Consider the following 22457-nt stretch of genomic DNA (forward strand, 5'->3'; position numbering starts at 1 on the left):
CAACCATGAACGTTCGCAGAACCCGCGCAGCGGTTGCTCTCTTCGCCATCCCGCTGCTGATGACCGCCGCGTGCGGGTCCAGCTCCTCGGAGGAGGAGACCGCCGGCAGTGATTCCCCCGTCGTCAAGATGGACGGCGTCGTACCCGACCCCTTCGGCGTCGTGCCGGTGTTCGTCAAAGAGGAAGGGCTGGACAAGAAGTACGGCTTCACCCTCGAGTACACCGAAGGCGACCCGGCGGGCGGCACCACCCCGTTCCTGCAGGGCCAGGTACAGCTGGGCCCCGGTGACGCGGTGTCGGCGGCCATCGCCAACGGCGAAGGCCATGACACGGTCGCCTACTACCCGCTGATGTCCCAGACCGCAGGCATCATCGCCAGCGGCGCCAGCGGAATCAAGAGCCCGGAAGACCTGCGCGGCAAGCGGGTCGGCCACTTCGGCAACGACTCCGGCACCACGCAGGCCATCACGCTGACCCTCAAGGACGGCTGGAACATCGACGTCAACAAGGACCTGACGCTGGTGCAGTCCTCGCCGGAAGCCCTGCCCGCGCTGCTGGCCCAGGGCGAGGTCGACGCGATCTTCAACTTCGAGCCGTTCGGTGACCGCGCCGTCCAGATGGCCGACGGCACCCGCGTTCTCGAAGTCACCAAGTACTGGCAGGACAAGGAGGGCTGGGCACCGCCGCTGGCCATGCTGTGGTCCAACCGTAGCTGGCTCACCGAGAACCCAGAGCTGGCCAACAATGTCGTCGCCGCCTACAGCGAGGCAATGCAAACCATGATCGACGCCAACTACGAGACCTTCAAGGAAGAGCCGTACAAGTCGTTCCTGGACGCCGAGTCCGACGAGGAACTCGATCGCCTGGTGACCTACTGCCAGGATCTGCCCTGCTACACCAACTCGTGGACCGAGGAAGACGCCACCGCGATGAACGACTGGGTCAAGCGCATGGTCGACGACGGCATGCTGCCGAGCTACCCGGAGAACGCCCCGGCGGCCACCCTCGACTCGGTTCTGGCCAAATAGTCGTTCCATGTTGAGCAGACGGACCCAATCGGCCCTGTACTCGGTTGCCGGCGCCGCCTCCATCATCGCCCTGTGGGCGTTCGGCGGCGCCGGCAGCAACTTCATCGCCCCCATCGGCGAGGTGTTCGGTGAACTGCCCACGTTCCTGGCCGACCCCGACGTGTGGGCCAGCGTGGGTGAGACCTGGATGCGGGTGCTCATCTCGCTGGCGCTGGGGCTGGCGCTGGGCATCGCCGTGGCGGTGGTGATGTGGAAGTCGGATTTCTGGGGCCGTTTCGCCGGCGTGTACGTCGCGGTGTTCATCACCGTCCCGAGCACCATCACCGCGCTGATGGCGGTGTCGTTCTTCCGCAATGTCGAGCTGGGTGCGGTGGTGGTGCTGGTGGCCACCATCTTTCCGTTCGTGGCGCTGGTGGTGCTCTCCGCGCTGCGAGGAGTCGACCCTGGGCTACTGGAAATGGCCGCGTCCTACCGCTATTCGCGCTGGCAGTACGTCAGGGAGATCCTGGTGCCCCACACCGCGGGGGCGGTGATGACGGCGATCCGCAACGAGCACGCCCATCTGTGGAAGGTGGTCGTCGTGGTGGAGATCTTCCTCGTCAGCAGCGGCATGGGGTTCCAGTTCGACCGTTCGTTTTCCAAGTTCAATCTCGTTGACGTGATGCTGTGGCTGATCGTGTTCGCGGCCATTCTGCTGGCCACCGAGTACCTGGTGATCCGGCCTCTGGAGAAGAAGGCCCAGCATTGGACAGGAGTGTCGTCATGACCGTTCACCTCGAACCTCCGGCCACCGAAGAGATGAGTTTTCTCGATCTGTCGGGCATTTCGATCAACTACGGCACCAAGACCGCCGTGCGTGACATCGATCTACGGATCGGCGCAGACGAGTTCGTGTCGATCATCGGACCCAGCGGTTGCGGCAAGTCCACGCTGTTGCATGTGCTGGCCGGCCTGAAATCGCCTGCGGCGGGCCAGATCACCTACCGCTGCACGGATGTCACCGCCGACGTGGGCAAGCGGCTGCGCACCGGATACGTCTTCCAGGATCACCGGCTGCTGCCCTGGCGCAGCGTGCGGCGCAACATCGAGATCGCGATGCGCAGCGCCGGGGTGCCGAAAGAGGAGTGGGCGGGCCAGATCGAGCGGTACCTGTCGCTGCTGCAGGTGCGAGACCACATCGATGCGTTGCCGATGAACCTCTCCGGCGGGCAGCGCCAGCGTGTGTCCATTGCCAGAGCGCTGGCCGTGCGACCCGATCTGGTGCTGATGGACGAACCGTTCAGCGGCCTCGACGAGGTCACCGGTCGCACCATCCGGGTGGAACTGGACCGGATGCGGGAATCCTCGGCCACCCCGACGCTGTTCGTCACGCACTCGATTCGCGAGGCCCTGTTCTTGTCCGACCGCATCCTCGTGCTCAGCCGGGGACCGGCCACGGTGCTCAAGGAGATCACCATCGACCTGCCCCGGCCCCGCGCCTACGGCGATCCCCGCCTGGTCAAGCTGGAAGAGGAACTGGTCAACGAAGTGCTGCAGGTGTGGGAACCCACTGCGGACAACGCCCCGGAGAAAACACCGTGACCACGCTGGACACCCCGGCCGTCGCCGAGCTCACCTCGACCCCGGAGCCGAAGCGAAACATCGCGTGGGTCAAGCGGTTCGGTGCCCCGGCACTGGCGATCCTGGTGGGGCTCGGCGTCTGGGAACTGGCCAGCATCACCTCCGACGGCTGGGTGCCGTCCATTGCGGACCTCTTCGAGGCCACCGGATCGGTGTTCTCGTCCGACACGCTGGTCTCCGATCTGCTGATCACGCTGCGACGGGTGCTGCTGGTATGGGCGGGGTCGGTGGCGGTGGGCCTGATCCTGGGCGTGGCAGCGGGTTTCAGCTGGCAGTTGCGAGCGTTCCTGCGCCCTGTCCTGGCGGTGGCGCTGGCAGTGCCCGACGTCGTCTACATCATCATCGTCATCCTGATCCTCGGCACGGCGGAGAGCTCGGGCATCGTCGCGGTGATACTGGCCATCGCACCGCTGGTCATCAACGTGACCATGGCCTCGGTGCTGACCCGTGACATCCGCCTGGACGAGATGGCCGCCGCCTACAAGTTCGGGCCACTGACCTACATGCGGCACGTGCTGTGGTACCAGCTGCGCCCTGCCGCCGAGGCCGCGGCGCGGACGTCGTTCGCGTTCTCCTGGAAGCTGATCGTGCTGTTGGAGGCCATCACCTCCCCCGACGGCATCGGCGCCCGGATCATCCAGGAGTTCAAGTTCTTGCGGCCGGCCGAGATGATCGTCTACGCACTGCTTTTCACGGCTTTGATGAAGGCCGTCGAGGTGCTGGTGATCGACCGGTTCCTGCGCACCAAGCCCGGCCCGGTCGCGTGAGCTCAGCCCGTCGTCGACTCCCTGACCACCAGTTCGGTGGGCAGCGTGGTCGACGACGTCGGCAGGCCGTAGAGCACCGCCAGCAGGGTCTGCACCGCACGCACACCCATCTCCTCCATAGGGCTGCGCACCGTGGTCAGCGGGATCATCAGCTCGCCTGCCACCGGGATGTCGTTGTAACCGGCCACCGCAACGTCACGACCCGGCCTGCGGTCCAGTTCGCGCAGGGCACCCATGGCGCCGATGGCGGAGAAGTCATTGACCGCGAAGATGGCCGTCGGTGGTTTCGGTTGCGACAGCAGTTGCAGCGCGCCGGTGTGGCCGTGGTCGGCGTCGAAGCCCAGCTCCAGGATGTTGGTGGGCTTCACCTCGACACCCGCGGCCGCCAGAGCATCGACGCAGCCGTTGACACGGTCCACGCTGGTGCTGGCCCACATCGGGCCGGCAATGATGCCCACCTCGGTATGGCCAAGGGCGGCAAGGTGTTCCCCGATCTGGCGGCCGCCGCGGTAGTCGTCGCCGCACACCGACAGATAACCGGGGCTGCGGCGGGACACCAGGACAAAGCGGACCTTGCGGCGTTCCAGTTCGGCGAGGTTGGTGCCGTCCAGGTGCGCGTCACCGAGGATCAGGCCGTCCACCCGGCGGCCGAGCAACAACTCGAAACGACGGACCTGTTCGGCCGGTTCGTCGTGGGTGTTGGCCACGAAGGTCTCGTACCCGGCCTTGTCGGCCTCGGATTCGATGGCGTCGTACACCAGCGACAACACGATGTCGGTGAGATGCGGCACCAGCACCCCGAGGGCGGTGGACCGGTTGGTGGTCAGGCTCGCGGCGTTCGGGTTCGGGGTGTAACGAAGTTCCTTGGCCAGAGCCACGATTCGAGCATCGGCTGCGCTGACCTGGGCGCCTGGAGTGGCCGCGCGACGCAACGCCCGCGACACCGTGGACACGTGCACACCGGCGGCATCCGCAATCGTGCGCAACGTGACCGGACCATCGGGTGTCACCACACGCAATCCCTCCCTCAGCTGTCCCCCGCAATAGAGCACACATCATAAGCAACCGTTCGCGCAATTCGTTGCGCAAAACCCGACCCACGACGAAAGAGGAGAAATGACTGCAGATCTGACCGGCGTCGACTTGGTGAAGCTGTTCGCCCGCGAGTTCGAGCTGTGCAAGATGTCAGAAGGCGAACATGTCATCGTGCTCACCGAACCCACCAGCCGATCCGACTATGTGGCGGCCGCCTTCGGTGCCGCCCAACAGCTCGGTGCGCGTGTCGCCACCATCACCGCCCCGTCCGGCACCCCGATCCCCGAGCCAGCCACCCACACCGGCTCGGGTCCCGGGCTGCAATCCGTGCTGGACAACCGCGTCATCCAGGAGACCCTCAAGGCCGCCGACATGGTGGTGGATCTGACCCACGAGGGCTTTGTGCACGCCCCCGTGCAGTCGGAGATACTCGCAGCCGGCACCCGCATCCTGTTCGTCTGCGACGCACCGGATGTGCTGGCCCGCAACCTGCCTTCGGTCACCGACACCGCACTCGTCGAGTCGGCACGAGACCTGATCACGGCGTCGTCGGTGATGACGGTGCGCTCCGAGGCGGGCACGGACTTCACCATCGACCTGGTGGACAGCCATCCCGGCTATCAGAAGGGTTTTGTGGACCAGCCGGGCAAGTGGGATCACTGGCCGTCGACCATGGTGGTGTGCTGGCCGATGACCTCCAACGGCACCATCGTGCTGACTGCGGGCGACATCCTGCTGCCCTTCAAGGAATACGTCTCCAGCGACATCCGGCTCGACGTGGCCGACGGCCGCATCGAGGGAATCTCGGGTGGGCCGGACGCCAAACGGCTCCAGCAGTTCTTCGACGATTCCGACGACCATTGGGCGCGTTCGCTGTCGCACATGGGTTGGGGTCTGATGAAGAGCGCCAACTGGTTTGCCACCGCGATGTACTCCAAGCACGAGATCATGGGCATGGACGCCCGCGCCTTCGCAGGCAACTTCCTGTGGTCGACCGGGCCGCACCCGTTCCTCAAGCACGATTCGTTCGCCCACCTCGACATCGCCATGCGCGGGTGCACCATCGTGGTGGACGACACCCCGGTGACCAAGGATGGTCGGCTGCTGTGAGTGATCTCCTCGATCAGGACGCCTGCGCCCAGGCCACCGCGATCCAGGACGGGGTGGTCTCGGCCCGAGAGCTCGCCGAGGCCGCGATCGCGCGCATCGAAGCCGGAAATCCCGAACTGAACGCGCTGAGCTGGCAGCGGTTCGAGCAGGCCCTGCAGGACTGCGAACGGGTCAATCCCGCCGCCCCGTTCGCCGGGGTTCCGATCCTGCTCAAAGACCACCGCTGCACGGCGGCCGGTCAGGAAACCCGTTATGGAACAACTGCCTTGGCGAACACCACGGTGGCAGGCACGGTCGACAGCAACATCTACCGCGCCATCATCGACGCCGGCTTCGTGGTGCTCGGCCGCACCACGGTGCCGGAGTTCGCCACCGCCTTCGTCACCGAGTCCGAAGCCGCCGGGGTGACCCGCAACCCACGTGCCCTCGACCGCACGCCCGGCGGCTCCAGCGGCGGCGCCGCGGCGGCCGTGGCTGCCGGCTGGGTGGCCGTCGCGCACGCCACCGACGGCGGCGGCTCGATCCGCCAGCCCGCCAGCTGTTGTGGTCTGGTGGGGCTCAAGCCGTCACGCGGGCGCATCAGCATGGGACCCGAGGCCGGTGAATCCTGGGCGGGTGCCACTGTCGAGGGTGTGATCACCCGGACGGTGCGGGATGCCGCAGCGGTGACGGCCGCCCTTGCCAAGCCGTTCCTCGGCGACCCGTATTCCCTTGTCACACCGGCGCTTGCCCCCACACCCGCCACGGTGGGTCCGCTGCGGATCGGTGTCATGTCACAGCACCCGTCGGGCACCCCGTGGCCGTCCGGCGATGTCGGCGCGGTGTTCCAGAAGGTCGCCGCCGTCCTGTCCGACCGCGGACACCACCTCAGCGACGGATTCCCCGCTGCGCTCGCCGAAACCGAGTATCAGGGCCACTACGACACGATCGTCGACGTCGACGTCGAGCTGCTGTCCCGCAAGGTCGAAGCGGCGCTGGGCCGTCCGGTCGAGGACGCCGAGCTCGCGCCGCGCAATGCGCAGAAGCGCGCCCGGGCGCGGGCGCTGGATGCGCCGGCCTATCTGGAGTCCCGGTACTGGCTGGCCGGGTGGACCTACCGCCTGCAGTCGTGGTGGTCGGACGTCGATCTGCTGATGACGCCCACCATGGGTGACCTTCCAGCCTCAGCGGATGGGTCCGCCCACGACGCTGACGCCGGCATCGTGTCCCGCTCGACACAGATGATGGCGATGACGAACTTCGCGAACATCGGCGGCCTGCCCGCTATCAGCCTTCCCCTGGGCCAGACCGACGCGGGCGTGCCCATCGGTGTGCAGTTCGTCGGTCGCCCCGGCGCGGAGAACATTCTGGTGGCGCTGGCGGCGCACTTCGAAGCGGAAGGCCCCTGGGCTATTTGAGTAGTTTCGACATCCGCCGGTCAGCCAGCACCTTGCCGCCGGTCTGGCAGGTGGCACAGTACTGGAAAGACTTGTCGGCGAACGACACTTCCCGCACGGTGTCACCGCACACCGGGCAGGGCAACCCGGTGCGTGCGTGCACCCGCAGCCCGGACCGCTTCTCGCCCTTGAGGGTTGCGGCCTTCTGACCTACCGAGCGGGCCACCGCGTCGGTGAGCACCGAGATCATGGCGTTGTGCAGCGCCGACAGTTGAGCGTCGGTGAGCTTGCCCGCGGTGGCGAAGGGGGACAGCTTGGCGACGTGCAGGATCTCGTCGCTGTAGGCATTGCCGATACCGGCGATCACCGACTGGTCGGTGATCACCGATTTGATCCGGCCGGTGTTGCCGCGCAGCACCGCGGCCAGGTCGTCGGGTCCCAGCGACAGCGCATCAGGCCCCAGCGCCGCGATGCCGGGGACCTTGGTGGGGTCGTCGACCAGCCACACCGCCAGCCGCTTCTGGGTGCCTGCCTCGGTGAGGTCGAATCCCGGCGCCTCTCCTGGTGTCCCGAGGTGCACCCGCAGGGCGATCGGACCCTTGCCCGGTTTCAGCGGTGTCGCGGTCAGCTTGTCCGACCAGCGCAACCAGCCCGCCCGCGACAGATGAGTGATCAGGTGCAACTCCCCCACCTGCAGGCCCAGGTACTTGGCCCACCGATTGGCGCCGGTGACGGTGTGCCCGTACAGCGCGGTGATCGGCGGGTCGAAGGTCTTGAGCACCGAGAACGCCGAGACGTCGATGCGCCCGACCGGCAGCCCCACGGCATGGTTGCGCAGGTAGTCGGCGAGCGCTTCGACCTCAGGCAGTTCAGGCACATGTCCAGTTTGCCGACCATCTGCAACCGTTGTCATCCCTTATCCGCAAAGATGAATCGGTGCGCATTCGCCTACTCGCCGTGCCTCTGGCCGCTGCGGCCCTGTTCGCCGCCGCCCCGACGGCCGCCGCCGAACCCAGCCCGCTCTACAACCTGGTCGACGCGGTCGCCCAGCGGTTGCAGACCGCGGAGAACGTCGCGGCGTTCAAGTGGCTCAACGGCGGGCCCATCAACGACCCGCCGCGCGTGGAGGTGGTGCTGGACACCGTGGCCGCCGAGGCCACCGCCGCGCAGGTGGACGCCATGTACGTGCGGCTGGTTTTCCAGGATCAGATCAATGCCAACGAGGGCATCCAGTACACCCGGTTCGGGCAGTGGAAGCTGGATCCCGCCGTTGCTCCGGTCACCGCGGCGGATCTGTCGGCGTCCAGGGACACCATCAACCAGTTCAACAAGACGATCGTCAATGAGATTTCGCTGCAACGGGATACGTTGCTGGGTCCGACCTGTCAGCAGGCGCTGGAGGGCGCCGAGCAGGCAGTGATTCACAACCGCGGGCTGGACCCGATGTATGTGCAGGCGTTGAACGTGGCAACGGAGAATTACTGCTGACCCGCATTATCGGGCGCAAAGACTAGAACGTGTTCTAGTCTGCCTGGTATGCGTTTCACCTATGCCGAGGCCATGACCGATCCCAAGTACTACATCCCGTTGGCGAAGGCTGCCGACGAAGCCGGGTACCACGGAATGACCATCGCCGACAGCGTGGCCTACCCGGAGGTGTCGGACTCGAAGTACCCGTACACCGAGGACGGCAACCGCGAGTTCCTGGACGGCAAGGCCTTCATCGAGACCTTCGCGCTCATCGGAGCACTCTCGGCCGTCACCACCCGCCTGCAGTTCAACGTCTTCGTGCTCAAGCTGCCCATCCGCCCGCCCGCCCTGGTCGCCAAGCAGGCCGGGTCACTGGCCGCGATGTTCGACAACCGGCTGAACCTCGGCGTCGGCACCAGCCCGTGGCCCGAGGACTACGAGATCATGGGTGTGCCGTTCGCCAAGCGTGGCAAGCGGATGGACGAGTGCATCGATGTCATCCGTGGCCTCACCTCGGGCGACTACTTCTCCTACCACGGCGAGTTCTACGACTTCCCCAGCTTCAAGATGACGCCCGCGCCCACCAAGCCGCTGCCGATCCTGATCGGTGGGCACGCCGACGCCGCACTGCGGCGAGCCGCCCGCAACGACGGCTGGATGCACGGCGGTGGAGACCCGGCGGAGCTTGATCCGCTGCTGGCCAAGCTGGCCAAATACCGTGAGGAAGAAGAGCGCATCGGGCTGGCCGACGAGTTCCAGATCCACGTCATCTCGATCGACGGCTTCACTCTCGACGGCATCAAACGACTCGAGGACAAAGGCGTCACCGACGTCATCGTGGGCTTCCGGATTCCCTACATCATGGGCTCCGACACCGAGCCGCTCGAGGCCAAGATCCGCAACCTGGAGTGGTTCGCCGAGAACGTCATCGCCAAAGCGTGATTGCCCTTCTCCTCAGCGGCCTCGCCCCTCACCCGCATCGCTACCGTTCCGAGTCCAGCATCGCCATGTGCGCGGCGGGGTAACGCTCACCGGCAATCTGGTCGGCGGGCAGCGCCTTCTCCAACAGTGCGAGTTGCCCCTCGGTGAGCCTCACCTGAGCACCCAGCGCCTCTGTGAGCCGCACCCGGGTCTTGGCGCCGATCAACGGCACCACATCGTCGCCGCGGCTGGCCACCCACACGATCGCGGCCTGCGCCACGGTTACTCCGAGGTCGTCGGCCACCCCGCGCAACGCCTCCACCAGTGCCAGGTTGGCGTCCAGGTTCTCGGCCGCGAACCGTGGCGAGGCGGCACGGAAATCACGTTGTCCACCACTGGTTTTGGTCCAGTGCCCGCCGATCAGGCCGCGGGCCAGCACGCCGTAGGCGGTGATACCGATGCCGAGTTCCCGGCAGGTGGCCAGAATCTCTGTTTCGATCCCGCGCGAGGCCAGCGAGTACTCGATCTGCAGATCACTGATCGGGCGTACGGACGCCGCCCGCCGGATGGTCTCCGCACCCACCTCGGACAGGCCGATGTGGCGCACGTAGCCGGCGTCGACGAGTTCACCCAGGGCTCCGATGGTGTCCTCGATGGGCACGGTCGGGTCCAGCCGGGCAGGCCGGTAGATGTCCACATGGTCGGTGCCCAGGCGCTGCAGCGAGTACGACAACGAGGTCTTCACAGCCGCAGGGCGCCCGTCGAAGCCGATGAACGCGCCGTCGGGCGCCACCTGGCCACCGAACTTGACGCTTAGCTGATAGGTCTCCCGGGGGACCCCGCGCAGGGCCTCGGCGAGCAGCATTTCGTTGTGTCCCATGCCGTAGAAGTCGCCCGTGTCGAGCAGTGTGATGCCGGCCTCCAGTGCGGCATGGACGGTGTTGATGCTCTCGTCCCGATCGGCGGCACCGTAGGCGCCGGACATACCCATGCAGCCCAGACCCATCGCCGACGTCGAGAGTGAACCCAGTTTCTTCGTTTCCATGCCAGCCAGTGTTCGACGATGTCGGCCCGGCAACTAGGACGCGCGCAACCAGGGATCTCGAGTCCCTGTCTGGAACCGCGCTGTCCGGCGACAATTGCTTGTATGGATGGGCTCATGGACCGTGTTGCGCTGGCTGATTTCCTGCGCCGCCGCCGCGAGGCCATCCAGCCGGCCGAGGTGGGTCTGCCTGACGGGGTGCGCCGCCGCACCGCGGGGTTGCGCCGTGAGGAGGTGGCTCAGCTGACCGGGATGTCGGTGGACTACTACGGCCGCCTGGAGCAGGCCCGCAGCACACAACCCTCACCACAGATGCTGCGTGCTCTGGCCCGGGCACTGCGGCTGTCCGACGACGAGACCGCTCATCTGTACCGGCTGGCCGGACATGCCGTGCCCGACCGGACGGGACCGTCCACCCACGTGCGGCCCGCACTGCTGTTCGTGCTGGACCAGATGCGCGACGCTGCCGCCTTCGTCTGCTCGGACACCTATCTGGTGCTGGCGCAAAACGACGTGGCCAGACTTCTGATGGGTGATCTGGTTTCCGACGACACCAGCTTCCGGGCCAGCCTGGCCTGGCAGTGGTTCACCGATCCGGCGGCCCGCACGAACGTGCCCCTCGAGCGGTGCGGCGAGCACAGTCAGATCACCGTCGCCGATCTGCGGATGGCGTGGGCGCGCCGCCGCGGTGACGCCGACATGACCGAGTTGATCGACAACCTGCTGGCCCACAGTGCCGAGTTCGCGCAGCTGTGGGAGCGCCATGAGGTGGCGGCGCGGCGGCTACAGCAGAAGTCGTTCGTCACCAAGGTCGGACCCATCACGCTGGACTGCGAGGTGTTGGCCACCGACCACAACCAGACCTTGGTGGTGCTCACCCCGCCCGCGGGGTCCACGGCGTTGGACGATCTGCGGCTGTTGCGGGTGGTCGGCCAGCAGGCGGTGGATCAGCGCTGATCGACGACGCGGGGAAAGAAGTCGCCGACGTCCGCCGGCCCGCTTCGAACACCACCCCGGCGTCGCCGGTGTCCAGATCCACAGCCGCCACGGCACGACATCGCGCGGCGTCGCTTGATTTCGACGCTGCGACCTCCTAATTTGCTTTGAAGCAACCGGTTGAACATCCAGCCGCCTTCTTTTTCCGAGTTTCACGAAGGACGACTGGATGCCATACGGTGATGACCCCGCGTCGTTTGCGGCTGGGTCACCGCAGCTCCGCGCGGGCTGGTTCCGCTACTTCCAGGATGATCGCCGCTGGGAATGGTCACCGGATTCGCAGCCTGATGACCGTGAACGCGTGACCCGCCTCCTCGACGGCCACCGCACCGTCGACCAGCCGTTCAACACCCGAGACCGCGTCATCGATACAGGTGGCGATGTCCACGACGTCACGATCGTGGGCTATCCCCTGAGCCATCTCGCCGGAGAGCCGGGAACCCAGGGGTTCTACATGGACCTGACGGCCAGAGACGCCATCCGCCAGCAGACCATCAGCGCAGCCGTGGCCGAGATCGCCGAGAACCGCTCGGCCATCGAACAGGCCAAGGGAATGCTGATGCTGATCTACCGCCTGGATGCCGACCGTGCCTTCGCGCTGCTGAAATGGCGTTCACAGGAGACGAACACCCGATTGCGGAATCTGGCCGCCCAGCTGACGACGGACTTCCTGGCGATGGATTATGACGACACCCTGCCCACCCGAGCCCAGTTCGACGAGATTCTGCTGACGGCACATCTGCGTATCCCCGGCACCGGGTAGCCGCCTGCGCGCTACGGTTTTCGCGTGCCCGGATACTCAGAACTGTTCCAAGCCAGCATCACCGACCCCGCGGCATTCTGGGCGAAGGCCGCCGAGGCCGTCACGTGGACCCGTGCCCCGCAGCGCGTCCTCGACGACACCGACCCGCCCAACTACCGCTGGTTTCCCGACGGCGAGCTCAACACCTGCGCCAACGCACTGGATCGCCACGTCGCCGACGGCCGCGGTGACCAGCCCGCCCTGATCTACGACTCCCCCGTCACCGGCACCAAACGGGTGTACACCTATTCCGAACTCCTGGATGAGACAGCACGTTTCGCCGGGGTCCTGCGGGGACTCGGTGTCGGCGAGGGCGACCGCGTGGTGGTGTACCTGCCGATGATCCCCGAAGCGGTCATCACCATGCTGGCGTGCGCGCGCCTCGGGGCGGTGCACTCAGTGGTGTTCGGCGGGTTCGCTCCGCACGAATTGGCGGTGCGCATCGACGACGCCCGGCCCACCGTCGTCGTCACTGCCTCGTGCGGTATCGAGCCCACCCGCACCGTGGAGTACAAGCCGATGATCGACGCCGCCATCGCGCGTTCGGCCCATCCGCCGCAGCACTGTGTGGTGGTGCAGCGCGACCACCACCGCTGCGACCTGATCGACGGGCGGGATCTCGACTATGCGGCCCTGATGGCATCGGCCGAGCCGGTGGACCCGGTGCCGGTAGCCGCCACCGCCCCCCTCTATGTGCTGTACACCTCGGGTACCACCGGCAAACCCAAGGGCATCGTCCGCGACAACGGCGGTCATGCCGTGGCGTTGCTGTGGACCATGCGCCACATCTACGACGTCGCGCCCGGCGAGGTGTTCTGGGCGGCCTCGGATGTCGGTTGGGTGGTGGGACACTCCTACATCGTTTACGCACCACTGCTTCTGGGTGCGACGACGGTGTTGTACGAGGGCAAGCCCGTCGGGACACCGGACCCCGGCGCCTTCTGGCGGGTGATCACCGAACACCGGGTCAAGGTGCTGTTCACCGCACCGACGGCCATCCGCGCCATCCGCAAGGAGGACCCCACCGGTGCATTTGTGGCGCAGTATGACCGGGCATCGCTGAAGTACCTGTTCGTGGCCGGAGAGCGGCTGGATCCCGACACCTTGCACTGGGCGGCCGAGAAACTCGGCATCCCGGTGATCGACCACTGGTGGCAGACCGAGACCGGATGGCCCATTTCCGCCAATCCCATGGGTGTGCAACAGTTTCCGGTCAAGGCCGGTTCGTCGACTCTCCCCATGCCGGGGTATGACGTCCATGTCCTCGACCACGAAGGCAACAACTGTGCACCCGGCACCGAGGGCGACGTCTGCATCCGGCTACCGCTGCCACCGGGCACGTTGCAGGGCATCTGGGGTGACGAGGTCCGCTACCAGAAGTCCTACCTGAGCGAGCATCCCGGCTTCTATCTGACCGGTGACGGCGGCTTCATCGATGACGACGGCTACCTCTTTGTGATGGGGCGCATCGACGACGTGATCAACGTCGCCGGACACCGCATGTCGACGGGTTCCATCGAAGAGGTGCTGGCCACCCATCCGGCCGTGGCCGAGTGCGCGGTGATCGGGGTGCCCGACGAGATCAAAGGCCAGGTGCCACGCGGGCTGGTGGTGCTCAAGGCGGGTGCGTCAGCCGACAACCTGGCCGAGGAACTGATCGCCTCGGTGCGCGCGGAGATCGGTGCCGTGGCGACGTTCCGACTGGTGGACGTGGTGCCGGCGCTGCCCAAGACACGCTCGGGCAAGATCCTGCGAAAGACGTTGCGTGGTATCGCCGCCGGCAAGGACGAGCCGGTACCGTCCACCATCGAGGACCCCACGGTGCTCGACGTCCTCACCACCATCCTGCGGGGTTGAGCTGGCAGTCACATCTTCGTGTAGCGAGCCATCGCGAAGCTGAACAAGCCGTAGGTGATGATGCCCACCGCGGCCGCGTTCACCAGCACCGGGCCGAACGGTTGAGCGGCAAGGCTTTTCAACGCACCGTCCAGCCCGGTCGCCCGACTGGGATCGGAGGTTGCCGCTGCCACCACCACCGCCACCCCGGTGCCGACAATGGCCAGGCCCTTGCCGATGTAGCCCACCGTCCCCAGTTGGCGCACCAACGAACTCGACGTGCCCTTGAGGTCGTCGAGGAAGTTGCGGGTAGCACCTTTGAAGATGTGGTAGCCGCCGACCGCGACGATGACGAGTCCGGCGAGAATGAGAGCGATTGTGCCGCCCGTGGTCTGCAGCAGCCGCGCGCTCATCGTCGAATTCTGTTCGCTGGCCGATTCTCCCGTTCCCCTGGCAAAGCCGAACGTGGACCAGGCCAGGGCGAAGTAGACCGCGGCAAGACCGAGAGCCTTGAGGCGGTCGGAAACCTCCAACAGGGTGCGTTGCGATTTGGGATCGGTGGAGCGGCCCAACACCGTCTCAGCCAGTCGCCACAGCGCCATCGCCAGAAAGCCGCCCGCCGCGACCCAGAGGGCGATACCGCCGCCGCGCCTGGCGGCCACCTCCGCCAACGCACCGGACTGGTCGACATCGCCGCCGGCACCCTGTGCCACCCGGACGGCGAGGTAACCGATGGCGATGTGCAACAGACCGCTCACCACGTACCCGAACCGGGCGAACCGCTCGAAGGCACCGTTCTGCACCATGTCGGCCACGGAGTCGTCAACCATCGCCGTCGATCCTATTGAAGATTGCAGACCATGACCGTCACCACGCTTGCGCACCGGGATGTCGGTCCGGCCGGCGCTCACCTGGCCGCCTATCCTCGACGGGTGACAATGGACGACCCCGTGATCATCCACACCGACGGCGGGTGCAGACCCAATCCCGGCCCCGGCGGCTGGGGAGCGGTGCTGCGCCAGCGTCATCACGTCCGCGAGATGTGCGGCGGCGACCCCGGCGAGACCAGCAACAACCGGATGGAGCTGACAGCGCCCATCATGGCCTTGGAAGCGCTGAAAAGGCCTGTGAAAGTGCATCTTTACACCGACAGCACCTACGTGCGCAACGGCATCACCAAGTGGGTGCACGGCTGGGAGCGCAATGGCTGGATGACGGCGGCCAAGCAGCCGGTCAAGAACGTCGACCTCTGGAAACGTCTGCAGGAAGCCTGCAGCCGTCACGACGTCGAATGGTTCTGGGTCAAGGGCCACTCGGGCGTCGGCGACAACGAACTCGCCGATCAGCTGGCGACGCGGGGACTGCAGGAGGCGGCCGGCGCCGGGGTGTGACAATCGAAGGGTGTCCGGTCCCCACCCCGCTGAGCTCACCGACCTCCAAGGGCTCGATGTTCTGGGCGACGAGGAGTTCAACGCTCTGCACGTCCTGTGCCGGGCTATGCACGTCGCCGACGCCAACCTCGACCAGACCCTGTCGGCCATCCTGGGATCGGCGACATCAGTCATCACCCACGCCGACCATGCCGGCCTCAACCTGCTGGTCCGTGGCCGCTTCGAGCCCCAGGCCACCGTCGGCTCCGCACCGGATCCGCTGGATGCTCTGCAGCAGCGCACAGGTGTGGGTCCGTGTATCGACGCATCACGTGACCAGACCGGCATCGATGTCGACGACATGGCCGACGAGTCACGCTGGCCTGATTTCACCGCCGAGGCACTTCGCCTCGGTGTGCATGCGATCTTCTGCGTACCGCTGTGGGTCGACCACCGGCGGATGGGTTCGCTGAGCCTCTACGCCGAGAAACCACGGGCATTCGACGACACCGCCAAGCGCCTGGCCGCGCTGTATGCCACCCACGCCGCGATCGCGCTGCTCGAAGCCCAGCGCACCGATCAACTGCGCCGGGCGTTGGCCAGCCGGGACGTCATCGGACAAGCCAAGGGCATCCTGATGGCACAGCGCCGCATCACCGCCGATCAGGCGTTCACCCTGCTTGCCCAAGCATCTCGAGCCACCGACGCCAAGGTCGTGGACATAGCCGAACACGTCGCGGCCACCGGAGCGCTACCCGAAGCGAAGAACTGACGTTAGGTTGCGCCCGCACCGGGTACAGACCGCCTACTGGGAAACACCACGCCAGCCCCGCGGGTGCCCGGCTTCACCCTTTTTGAGAGTTGGCAATGCCTCCTGCACGCAAACCCGATCAAGCGACCCCCACCGACAACGATCAGCGAACTCAACGCGGTACTGCGCTGACCACCGCACAAGGTCTACGACTACCTGACACCGACCACTCACTGAAAGCCGGCCCGCGAGGGCCGTCGCTGCTCGAGGATTTCCACCTGCGGGAAAAGATCACCCACTTCGATCACGAGCGCATTCCAGAACGGGTGGTGCATGCCCGTGGCGCCGCCGCGCACGGGGTCTTCGAGTCCTACGGAACCGCCACCCCCTACACACGGGCGGGCTTCCTCGGTCGCAAGGGCACCAAAACCGATGTGTTCTGCCGCTTTTCGACGGTACTGGGGTCACGCGGTTCGGCCGACACCGTGCGGGACACCCGGGGCTTCGCCGTGAAGTTCTACACCGCAGAAGGCAACTTCGACCTGGTCGGCAACAACATCCCGGTCTTCTTCATCCAGGACGGGATCAAGTTCCCCGACGTCATCCATGCGGCAAAACCTCATCCCGATCGGGAGATCCCCCAGGCTCAATCGGCGCACGACACCTTCTGGGACTTCGTCTCCTTACACACCGAAGCCACACATCACGTGCTGTGGAACATGAGCGACCGAGGTATCCCGCGCTCCTACCGCACCATGGAGGGGTTCGGCGTCCACACGTTCCGGCTCTCCAACCGGAGAGGTAGGACAGTCCTGGCGAAGTTCCACTGGAAGCCCGTGGCCGGTGTGCACTCCCTGGTCTGGGAGGAAGCACAGATCGCGGCGGGGTGCGACCCGGACTTTCACCGGCGCGACATGGCCGACGGAATCGAGGCCGGCGCCGCGTTCGAGTACGAGCTCGGCATCCAGGTGATGCCCGACGACGGCACCGACTCGTTCGAAGGCATCGACCTGTTGGATCCGACCAAGCTGGTCCCCGAGGAACTGGCACCCGTGGAGATGCTCGGCAAGCTGACGCTCAATCGCAACCCCACCAACTACTTCGCCGAGACCGAACAGGTGGCATTCCATACCGGCAACTTCGTTCCCGGTATCGAACCGACCAATGACCCACTGATGCAAGCCCGCCTGTTCTCCTATCTGGACACACAGTTGACCAGGCTGGGCGGCCCGAACTTCACCCAGCTGCCGATCAACCAGCCGCGGTGCCCGGTCAACGACATGCTGCGCGACGGCATGCACCAGAGCCTGATTCACACCGGTGTGGCACCGTACCGACCGAACAGCATCGACGGCGGCGAACCTGACGTGGTGGGCGCCGATGACGGCGGGTTTGTCCCGACACCGCGCCGAATCGAGGGTGCCGCCGAGCGCGCACAACCGACGTCGTTCGACGATCACTTCACTCAGCCGGCGATGTTCTACCGCAGCCTGTCCGACGTCGAGAAGTTGCACATCGTCGAGGCCTTCACCTTCGAGCTCGGCAAGTGCTACGAGCAGGCGATCAAAGAACGCACCCTCGGTGTCCTGGCCAACGTGGACGCGGATCTGTGTGTGCAGGTGGCCGCCGGTTTGGGCCTGTCTGCCCCGAAAGGCAGCCCTCCGCAGGATGTTCCGCTGTCACCCGCGTTGTCCCAGGTGTATCGGCAGCCGGGTCCGGTGACCGGGCGCCAGGTGGCCATCGTCGCCGACGCGGGCGCCGACCTCGCCGGCGTCGCAAAGCTGATGAAGGCCGCGCAGGCGCAGGCGGTGGTACCGCTGTTGACGGCCCCTCACGGTGGCGTACTGAAGTCGGGTCGGCGCAGCGAAACCGTCGAACGCACCTACCTGACCGTGCGGTCCGTCGAATTCGATGCCGTTGTCGTGGCGTCGGGCACCACTGCGGGAGACGTCAAGTTGAACCTCTTGCTGCAGGAGGCTTTTCGACATTGCAAACCGATCGCGGCGTGGGGCGACGCCGTGGCGGTGCTGGAGGCGGCCGGCATTGCCGCGGATGCACCCGGTGTCATCACAGCCGGCTCGGTGGACAAGGCTTTCACCGGACGGCTGATCACCGCGCTGGGCTTGCATCGGGTCTGGGACCGGTCCCCTGTGGTGATGGCTTCGCAGTGACGTCGCTGCGACATGTCGAAGTGGTGGTACCGGCGCGCGACGAGGAAGAGCACGTCCAGGGCTGCCTGTCGTCCATCCGGGCGGCGACTCACCTGTTGCGAAGTTTGCACCCCACCGTCTCGACCGGTGTGACGGTGGTGCTCGATTCATGCGCCGACAGCACAGCAGAGATCGTCAGACAGCTCGAAATACACAGCGTTGCCGGTGAATTCGGCTCCGTTGGCGCAGCCCGCCGAGCCGGCATCGCAGACGCGCTGATACGAGCAGACATCCACACCGACTCGCTCTGGCTCGCCAACACCGATGCCGACACCCTGGTGCCCGACACCTGGCTGTTGACGCAACTCCAGCTCGCCGACAACGGTGCCGATGCCGTCATCGGCACCGTCACCCCGGCCGGACTCGAGCCGGAGATCCATCGACTGTGGCGCGAGAAGCACTGTCTGACAGAAGGGCACGGCCATGTCCACGGCGCAAATCTCGGTCTGCGAGCCAGCGTCTACGCCGCCGCCGGCGGATTTGCCGATCTCACCGTGCACGAGGACCGGGACCTGGTGCGCAGGGTGAGGGCGGTGACGCCGCGATGGGTCGCCACCCACCGCACCACCGTGACCACATCGGGGCGTACACACTCGCGTGTCGATGGTGGATTCGCCAGCTATGTCGCCGATCTGGCCCGGGATTCCACGTGCGTGTAGCGATTCTCGGGCCGTCGCGCCACCCCGTCGGTGAGCCCTACCAGGGCGGACAGGAGCGCTTCACCGCAGACCTGGCCCGCGGCCTGAGTCGGCGCGGGCACCACGTCGAACTGTATGCGCGCACCGGCACCGACACCTCGGTGGCCGAATGTGTTCACCTGATGCCCGAACTTCCTCCGTTGTCCGAGATCACCTCGGGCGATCCCACGCTGCCCGAACCCAGCTTTCTGCACGACCAGACATTTTATGTGTCCGCTCTCCGAGAGATCCTTCGCCGCAACGATTTCGACGCGGTGCTGAACGAGAGCCTGCACCAACTGCCCCTGGCGATGAGTCCCCTGCTCGACGTGCCGATGGTGACCACCCTGCACACACCTCCCTTTGCCTGGCTGGAGCTGGGCGCATGGCTCTCCGGCGAGCATGCTCAGTTCGTCGCGGTCAGCGAGGCGGTGCGCCGCCAGTGGGCCGGTGTCGCCCCGGCCAGGGTGATCCACAACGGCGTCGACCCGGACCGGTTTCCCGTCGGCCGCGGTGGCACGGCCTTGGCCTGGGTGGGACGGCTGACTCCGGAGAAGGGTGCGGACCTGGCCATCCGGATCGCCGCCCGGACCGGGCGGCAGCTGCGCATCGCCGGGCCGGTCAGCGATCCCGCCTGGTTCGATGCGGTCATCCGGCCTGCGCTCGGTGCCCGGGTGACCTATGTGGGCGCACTCGGTGGTGTCGAGCTGGCGTCGCTGTACGCCAGTAGTGCGGCCACCTTGGTGACACCACGATGGGAAGAGCCGTTCTGTCTCGTCGCGGTGGAATCGCAGATGTGCGGAACACCGGTGGTCGGCATACGTCGCGGCGGACTGCCCGAAGTGGTCGACGGTGTGGGTGGCCGACTCGTGCCGACGGCGGGCGATGGTATCGGCGGGCTCGCCGAGGCTGTCGAGGCCGTGGTGTCGAACAACCGTGACGTGATCGCCCAGCGTGCGCGACGCGATTTCTCGTTGAACCGGATGGTCGCGGACTACGAACAGTTGCTGTTCGCACTCGGAGCCCATCCCACCGCGGCACTGGTGGAGCGGCTTCGAGCGTGATCGGCTACTACGTGCATCATCACGGGCGCGGGCACGTCACCCGCGCGTTGGCCATCAGCATGCACGTCGACGAGGACATCGTGTTCATGTCGTCGCTGCCGCGCCCGGCGGGAATCCGCCCGCGCGATCGCTGGGTTCGCCTGCCCATGGATGGCCCTGCCGCAGAGGATGACGCCAGTGACCCCGATGCTCGTGGTCACCTGCACTGGGCGCCTCTTCGCGTCGACGGACTGATCCGACGGTCCGCCGAACTGCTGAGCACCCTCACGCAGGCTCGGGTACGGCGTCTCGTCGTCGACGTCTCGGTCGAAATCGCGGTGCTGGCAAGGACGGCAGGTGTTCCGGTCACGATCATGGCGATGCCGGGAAATCGCGCGGATGCCCCGCATCAACTGGCGTACGGCCTCGCCGATCAGATCATCGCGCCGTGGTCCGACGAGGTGTATCAGCCGCGGTGGCTGGCCGATCATGCCGAGCGCACCCACTTTGTGGGAGCCATCAGCAGGTTCGACGGCCAAGCACCCGGCCGGCGAAACACCGACGGCGCCGACGCCGTCCTGTTGATCGGCGCCGGCGGCGCCGACGTCCCGGCCGATGCCGTCGAGCAATTGCAGGTCGCACTGCCGCGGTACCGGTGGGTGGGTCTCGGCGGTAGGGCATGGATCGACGATCCCTGGGCCATACTGCGTTCGGCAGCGGTGATCGTGACGCACGCAGGCCAGAATGCATTGGCTGATGCGGCGATGTCCGGTGCCGCCACCATGGTGTTGCCTCAACACCGGCCGTTCGGCGAACAGCACGCGTCGGCGTCCGCGCTGGCGCGCGCCGGCGTGGTGGTCTCCGTCGATCACTGGCCGGTGCCGCATGCTTGGCCCGGACTGCTCGATGTGACACTCGATCTCGATCCGGACAGCTGGCACAAGGTCCGAGTCGTGGGAGCCGCCGCCCGTGCGGCACGGGTACTCGCGGCATGACCAGGAGCGCGGTGATCACCGTGGCCCACGGCCGCCACGCCCATCTGGCCTGCCAGGAAGCCGGACTGTCTCGCATGCACGGCAAGCCTGACACGCGCCTGATCGTCGCCCTCGATGATCCGCATATTCGCAGTGTGGCCCACCCAGGGAGCACTGTCGTCGAATGTGACTCGAAGACAGATGCTTTGGCCATCGCGCGGGCGCGCAACAGAGGAGCACACCACGCTCTCGACGGCGGCGCGGAGGTGTTGATCTTCCTTGACGTCGACTGTATTCCGTCGTCATCTCTGGTCGACGACTATCTCGAGGCCCACCGCCGCGCCGGCGGGAACACCTTGCTGTGCGGCCCGGTCACCTATCTGGCGCCGTCCCCCGGCGGTTACGCCCTCGACAGCATCGAGGAATTGACGGACCCGCACCCCGCGCGCCCGTTACCCGCACCGGGTGAACTGATGGCGGGCACCGACTACGACCTGTTCTGGTCGCTGAGCTTCGCAGTCTCCTCGCAGACATGGACCCGGCTCGGTGGATTCTGTGAGGAGTACACCGGTTACGGCGGTGAGGACACCGACTTTGCCGCCATGGCGCAAGCCGCCGGCGTCCCGCTGACGTGGATGGGCGGCGGCCACGCCTATCACCAATACCACCCGGTGTCGAATCCACCGGTCGAGCACCTTCACGACATCGTGGCCAATTCCGCTGTGTTCCGGCGGCGTTGGGGCCGGTGGCCCATGGCGGGGTGGCTGGACTGCTTCGAACGCGACGGCCTGCTGGTGCGCGACGGGGATCAGATCATCGCACGGTAGGTCAGCAGTCAGCGCACTCCGTAGAACGCGATCTGCAGGCAAGCGTCGATGTGCTCCGGTTCCAGCGACATGCCGTGCAACAACCGGTACTCGATGAACCCGTAGAGCACGTCACGCAGTGTCGTCACATCGGCGTCGGCACGTATTTCACCCCGGGCCTGAGCCAGCTCCACCCGGGCACTGAACTGGTTGATACTGGGTTCGATGATCTGGTCGAAGACGGCCTGCATCAGATCGGCGTCGGACTGGCAGGCGGCGATCAGCCCTTGATAGGCCGGGCCGAACCCGGTGGTGGTGACGACCTCCAGGATCTCGGTCATCTGGGCTCGCAGGTCGGCGACGAGATCGCCGGTGTCGGGGAAGGCGACCACAATGTCGAGGCTCTGGGTCGCGGCCTCGAGGATCACTGCGCCTTTGGAGGGCCACCACCGGTAGATCGTCTGCTTGCCCACACACGCCCGCCGTGCGATCGCCTCGATCGACACGTTCTCGTAGCCGGCCTCACCGATCAGCGAAATGCACGCGTCGAGAATGGCTCGCCGCGACTGCTCATTGCGCCTCCCGGGGTCTGGAGGGTTGGCAGACATGACAAAAACCCTAAG

23 protein-coding genes and 1 pseudogene are annotated in these 22457 nt (G+C 66.3%); 18 read left to right on the top strand and 6 right to left on the bottom strand.

Annotation, left to right across the window (positions count from 1 at the left end; all coding sequences use genetic code 11):
• Positions 1 to 5: 5 nt before the first annotated feature.
• Genes BVC93_RS06645 through BVC93_RS33505 form a run of 4 tightly spaced genes read left to right on the top strand, consistent with a single transcriptional unit; the run spans position 6 to position 3415 of the window.
• Complete coding sequence (locus BVC93_RS06645) at positions 6 to 1028, top strand: ABC transporter substrate-binding protein (protein ID WP_083736468.1); 1023 nt, start codon at positions 6 to 8, stop codon at positions 1026 to 1028.
• Between the two features lie 7 nt (positions 1029 to 1035).
• Positions 1036 to 1794: an ABC transporter permease gene (locus BVC93_RS06650; RefSeq protein ID WP_083736469.1), complete on the top strand. Its 759-nt coding sequence runs from the start codon at positions 1036 to 1038 to the stop codon at positions 1792 to 1794.
• Complete coding sequence (locus tag BVC93_RS06655) at positions 1791 to 2609, top strand: ABC transporter ATP-binding protein (RefSeq protein ID WP_083736470.1); 819 nt, start codon at positions 1791 to 1793, stop codon at positions 2607 to 2609. Before BVC93_RS06650 ends, BVC93_RS06655 begins: the two co-directional genes overlap by 4 nt.
• Positions 2606 to 3415: an ABC transporter permease gene (locus BVC93_RS33505; protein WP_192860217.1), complete on the top strand. Its 810-nt coding sequence runs from the start codon at positions 2606 to 2608 to the stop codon at positions 3413 to 3415. The genes BVC93_RS06655 and BVC93_RS33505 overlap by 4 nt, the downstream gene beginning before the upstream one ends.
• Positions 3416 to 3417: 2 nt before the next feature.
• Here BVC93_RS33505 and BVC93_RS06665 read toward each other — a convergent pair whose 3' ends face one another.
• The gene (locus tag BVC93_RS06665; protein WP_083736471.1) at positions 3418 to 4428 is read right to left on the bottom strand and encodes a LacI family DNA-binding transcriptional regulator; all 1011 of its coding nucleotides are present in this window, start codon (positions 4426 to 4428) and stop codon (positions 3418 to 3420) included.
• Positions 4429 to 4531: 103 nt separating this feature from the next.
• On the opposite strand from BVC93_RS06665, the gene BVC93_RS06670 reads away from it, so the two are divergent.
• Positions 4532 to 5560: a hypothetical protein gene (locus BVC93_RS06670; RefSeq protein WP_083736472.1), complete on the top strand. Its 1029-nt coding sequence runs from the start codon at positions 4532 to 4534 to the stop codon at positions 5558 to 5560.
• Positions 5557 to 6957 (top strand): amidase, encoded by a 1401-nt coding sequence (locus BVC93_RS06675; RefSeq protein WP_192860218.1) that lies wholly within the window; start codon positions 5557 to 5559, stop codon positions 6955 to 6957. The genes BVC93_RS06670 and BVC93_RS06675 overlap by 4 nt, the downstream gene beginning before the upstream one ends.
• Here the strand turns inward: BVC93_RS06675 and BVC93_RS33875 are convergent.
• Positions 6950 to 7438, bottom strand: coding sequence for a zinc finger domain-containing protein (locus BVC93_RS33875; protein ID WP_442929072.1), 489 nt, complete (start codon positions 7436 to 7438; stop codon positions 6950 to 6952). The two genes, BVC93_RS06675 and BVC93_RS33875, sit on opposite strands and share 8 nt — an antisense overlap.
• A 180-nt stretch (positions 7439 to 7618) precedes the next feature.
• Positions 7619 to 7849 (bottom strand): annotated as a pseudogene (locus BVC93_RS33880) (DNA-formamidopyrimidine glycosylase family protein); the annotation flags it as partial.
• A gap of 23 nt (positions 7850 to 7872) precedes the next feature.
• Here BVC93_RS33880 and BVC93_RS06685 point away from each other — a divergent pair.
• Together BVC93_RS06685 and BVC93_RS06690 are read left to right on the top strand one after the other, a co-directional pair.
• On the top strand, positions 7873 to 8424 hold the full coding sequence (locus BVC93_RS06685) for a chorismate mutase (protein WP_157516804.1): 552 nt from the start codon (positions 7873 to 7875) through the stop codon (positions 8422 to 8424).
• Positions 8425 to 8472: 48 nt separating this feature from the next.
• Positions 8473 to 9348 (top strand): LLM class flavin-dependent oxidoreductase, encoded by an 876-nt coding sequence (locus BVC93_RS06690; RefSeq protein WP_083736476.1) that lies wholly within the window; start codon positions 8473 to 8475, stop codon positions 9346 to 9348.
• A 40-nt stretch (positions 9349 to 9388) separates the two neighbouring features.
• Here the strand turns inward: BVC93_RS06690 and BVC93_RS06695 are convergent, their stop codons facing one another.
• Positions 9389 to 10372: an aldo/keto reductase gene (locus tag BVC93_RS06695; protein ID WP_083736477.1), complete on the bottom strand. Its 984-nt coding sequence runs from the start codon at positions 10370 to 10372 to the stop codon at positions 9389 to 9391.
• A gap of 114 nt (positions 10373 to 10486) precedes the next feature.
• On the opposite strand from BVC93_RS06695, the gene BVC93_RS06700 reads away from it, so the two are divergent.
• The 3 genes from BVC93_RS06700 (at position 10487) to BVC93_RS06710 (ending at position 14024) form a co-directional block, all read left to right on the top strand.
• Positions 10487 to 11326, top strand: a complete 840-nt coding sequence (locus tag BVC93_RS06700; RefSeq protein WP_083736478.1) for a helix-turn-helix transcriptional regulator — start codon at positions 10487 to 10489, stop codon at positions 11324 to 11326.
• A gap of 208 nt (positions 11327 to 11534) precedes the next feature.
• On the top strand, positions 11535 to 12128 hold the full coding sequence (locus tag BVC93_RS06705) for an ANTAR domain-containing protein (protein WP_083736479.1): 594 nt from the start codon (positions 11535 to 11537) through the stop codon (positions 12126 to 12128).
• Positions 12129 to 12152: 24 nt separating this feature from the next.
• Positions 12153 to 14024 carry an acetate--CoA ligase gene (locus BVC93_RS06710; protein WP_083736480.1) on the top strand — a complete coding sequence of 624 codons (1872 nt, stop codon included), beginning with the start codon at positions 12153 to 12155 and terminating at the stop codon, positions 14022 to 14024.
• Between the two features lie 8 nt (positions 14025 to 14032).
• Here BVC93_RS06710 and BVC93_RS06715 read toward each other — a convergent pair whose 3' ends face one another.
• Positions 14033 to 14833, bottom strand: a complete 801-nt coding sequence (locus BVC93_RS06715; protein WP_083736481.1) for a DUF1206 domain-containing protein — start codon at positions 14831 to 14833, stop codon at positions 14033 to 14035.
• A 108-nt stretch (positions 14834 to 14941) separates the two neighbouring features.
• Here BVC93_RS06715 and rnhA point away from each other — a divergent pair, with 108 nt between their 5' ends.
• From rnhA to BVC93_RS06750, 7 genes are all read left to right on the top strand, one after another.
• The gene (gene rnhA, locus BVC93_RS06720) at positions 14942 to 15394 is read left to right on the top strand and encodes a ribonuclease HI (protein WP_083740865.1); all 453 of its coding nucleotides are present in this window, start codon (positions 14942 to 14944) and stop codon (positions 15392 to 15394) included.
• Positions 15395 to 15404: 10 nt separating this feature from the next.
• On the top strand, positions 15405 to 16145 hold the full coding sequence (locus BVC93_RS06725) for a GAF and ANTAR domain-containing protein (protein ID WP_083736482.1): 741 nt from the start codon (positions 15405 to 15407) through the stop codon (positions 16143 to 16145).
• Positions 16146 to 16240: 95 nt separating this feature from the next.
• The gene (locus tag BVC93_RS06730; RefSeq protein WP_083736483.1) at positions 16241 to 18295 is read left to right on the top strand and encodes a catalase; all 2055 of its coding nucleotides are present in this window, start codon (positions 16241 to 16243) and stop codon (positions 18293 to 18295) included.
• Positions 18292 to 18993, top strand: a complete 702-nt coding sequence (locus tag BVC93_RS06735) for a glycosyltransferase (protein ID WP_197687532.1) — start codon at positions 18292 to 18294, stop codon at positions 18991 to 18993. Before BVC93_RS06730 ends, BVC93_RS06735 begins: the two co-directional genes overlap by 4 nt.
• On the top strand, positions 18984 to 20075 hold the full coding sequence (locus tag BVC93_RS06740; protein WP_083736484.1) for a glycosyltransferase family 4 protein: 1092 nt from the start codon (positions 18984 to 18986) through the stop codon (positions 20073 to 20075). Before BVC93_RS06735 ends, BVC93_RS06740 begins: the two co-directional genes overlap by 10 nt.
• Positions 20072 to 21049, top strand: coding sequence for a hypothetical protein (locus BVC93_RS06745; RefSeq protein WP_083736485.1), 978 nt, complete (start codon positions 20072 to 20074; stop codon positions 21047 to 21049). Before BVC93_RS06740 ends, BVC93_RS06745 begins: the two co-directional genes overlap by 4 nt.
• The gene (locus tag BVC93_RS06750; protein WP_083736486.1) at positions 21046 to 21855 is read left to right on the top strand and encodes a glycosyltransferase family 2 protein; all 810 of its coding nucleotides are present in this window, start codon (positions 21046 to 21048) and stop codon (positions 21853 to 21855) included. The genes BVC93_RS06745 and BVC93_RS06750 overlap by 4 nt, the downstream gene beginning before the upstream one ends.
• 8 nt (positions 21856 to 21863) lie before the next feature.
• On the opposite strand, the gene BVC93_RS06755 is transcribed toward BVC93_RS06750, so the two are convergent.
• Positions 21864 to 22442 carry a TetR/AcrR family transcriptional regulator gene (locus BVC93_RS06755; RefSeq protein WP_083736487.1) on the bottom strand — a complete coding sequence of 193 codons (579 nt, stop codon included), beginning with the start codon at positions 22440 to 22442 and terminating at the stop codon, positions 21864 to 21866.
• Between the last annotated feature and the right edge of the window lie 15 nt (positions 22443 to 22457).

This window comes from Mycobacterium sp. MS1601, from assembly GCF_001984215.1.
Lineage (GTDB): Bacteria > Actinomycetota > Actinomycetes > Mycobacteriales > Mycobacteriaceae > Mycobacterium.

Coding starts and splice junctions, on each gene's coding strand:
- BVC93_RS06750 (WP_083736486.1), top strand. CDS start 21,046: ATGACCAGGAGCGCGGTGATCACCGTGGCCCACGGCCGCCACGCCCAT.
- BVC93_RS06695 (WP_083736477.1), bottom strand. CDS start 10,372: ATGGAAACGAAGAAACTGGGTTCACTCTCGACGTCGGCGATGGGTCTG.
- BVC93_RS06755 (WP_083736487.1), bottom strand. CDS start 22,442: ATGTCTGCCAACCCTCCAGACCCCGGGAGGCGCAATGAGCAGTCGCGG.
- BVC93_RS06715 (WP_083736481.1), bottom strand. CDS start 14,833: ATGGTTGACGACTCCGTGGCCGACATGGTGCAGAACGGTGCCTTCGAG.
- BVC93_RS06705 (WP_083736479.1), top strand. CDS start 11,535: ATGCCATACGGTGATGACCCCGCGTCGTTTGCGGCTGGGTCACCGCAG.
- BVC93_RS06650 (WP_083736469.1), top strand. CDS start 1,036: ATGTTGAGCAGACGGACCCAATCGGCCCTGTACTCGGTTGCCGGCGCC.
- BVC93_RS06645 (WP_083736468.1), top strand. CDS start 6: ATGAACGTTCGCAGAACCCGCGCAGCGGTTGCTCTCTTCGCCATCCCG.
- BVC93_RS06670 (WP_083736472.1), top strand. CDS start 4,532: ATGACTGCAGATCTGACCGGCGTCGACTTGGTGAAGCTGTTCGCCCGC.
- BVC93_RS06700 (WP_083736478.1), top strand. CDS start 10,487: ATGGACCGTGTTGCGCTGGCTGATTTCCTGCGCCGCCGCCGCGAGGCC.
- BVC93_RS06655 (WP_083736470.1), top strand. CDS start 1,791: ATGACCGTTCACCTCGAACCTCCGGCCACCGAAGAGATGAGTTTTCTC.
- BVC93_RS06690 (WP_083736476.1), top strand. CDS start 8,473: ATGCGTTTCACCTATGCCGAGGCCATGACCGATCCCAAGTACTACATC.
- BVC93_RS06730 (WP_083736483.1), top strand. CDS start 16,241: ATGCCTCCTGCACGCAAACCCGATCAAGCGACCCCCACCGACAACGAT.
- rnhA (WP_083740865.1), top strand. CDS start 14,942: ATGGACGACCCCGTGATCATCCACACCGACGGCGGGTGCAGACCCAAT.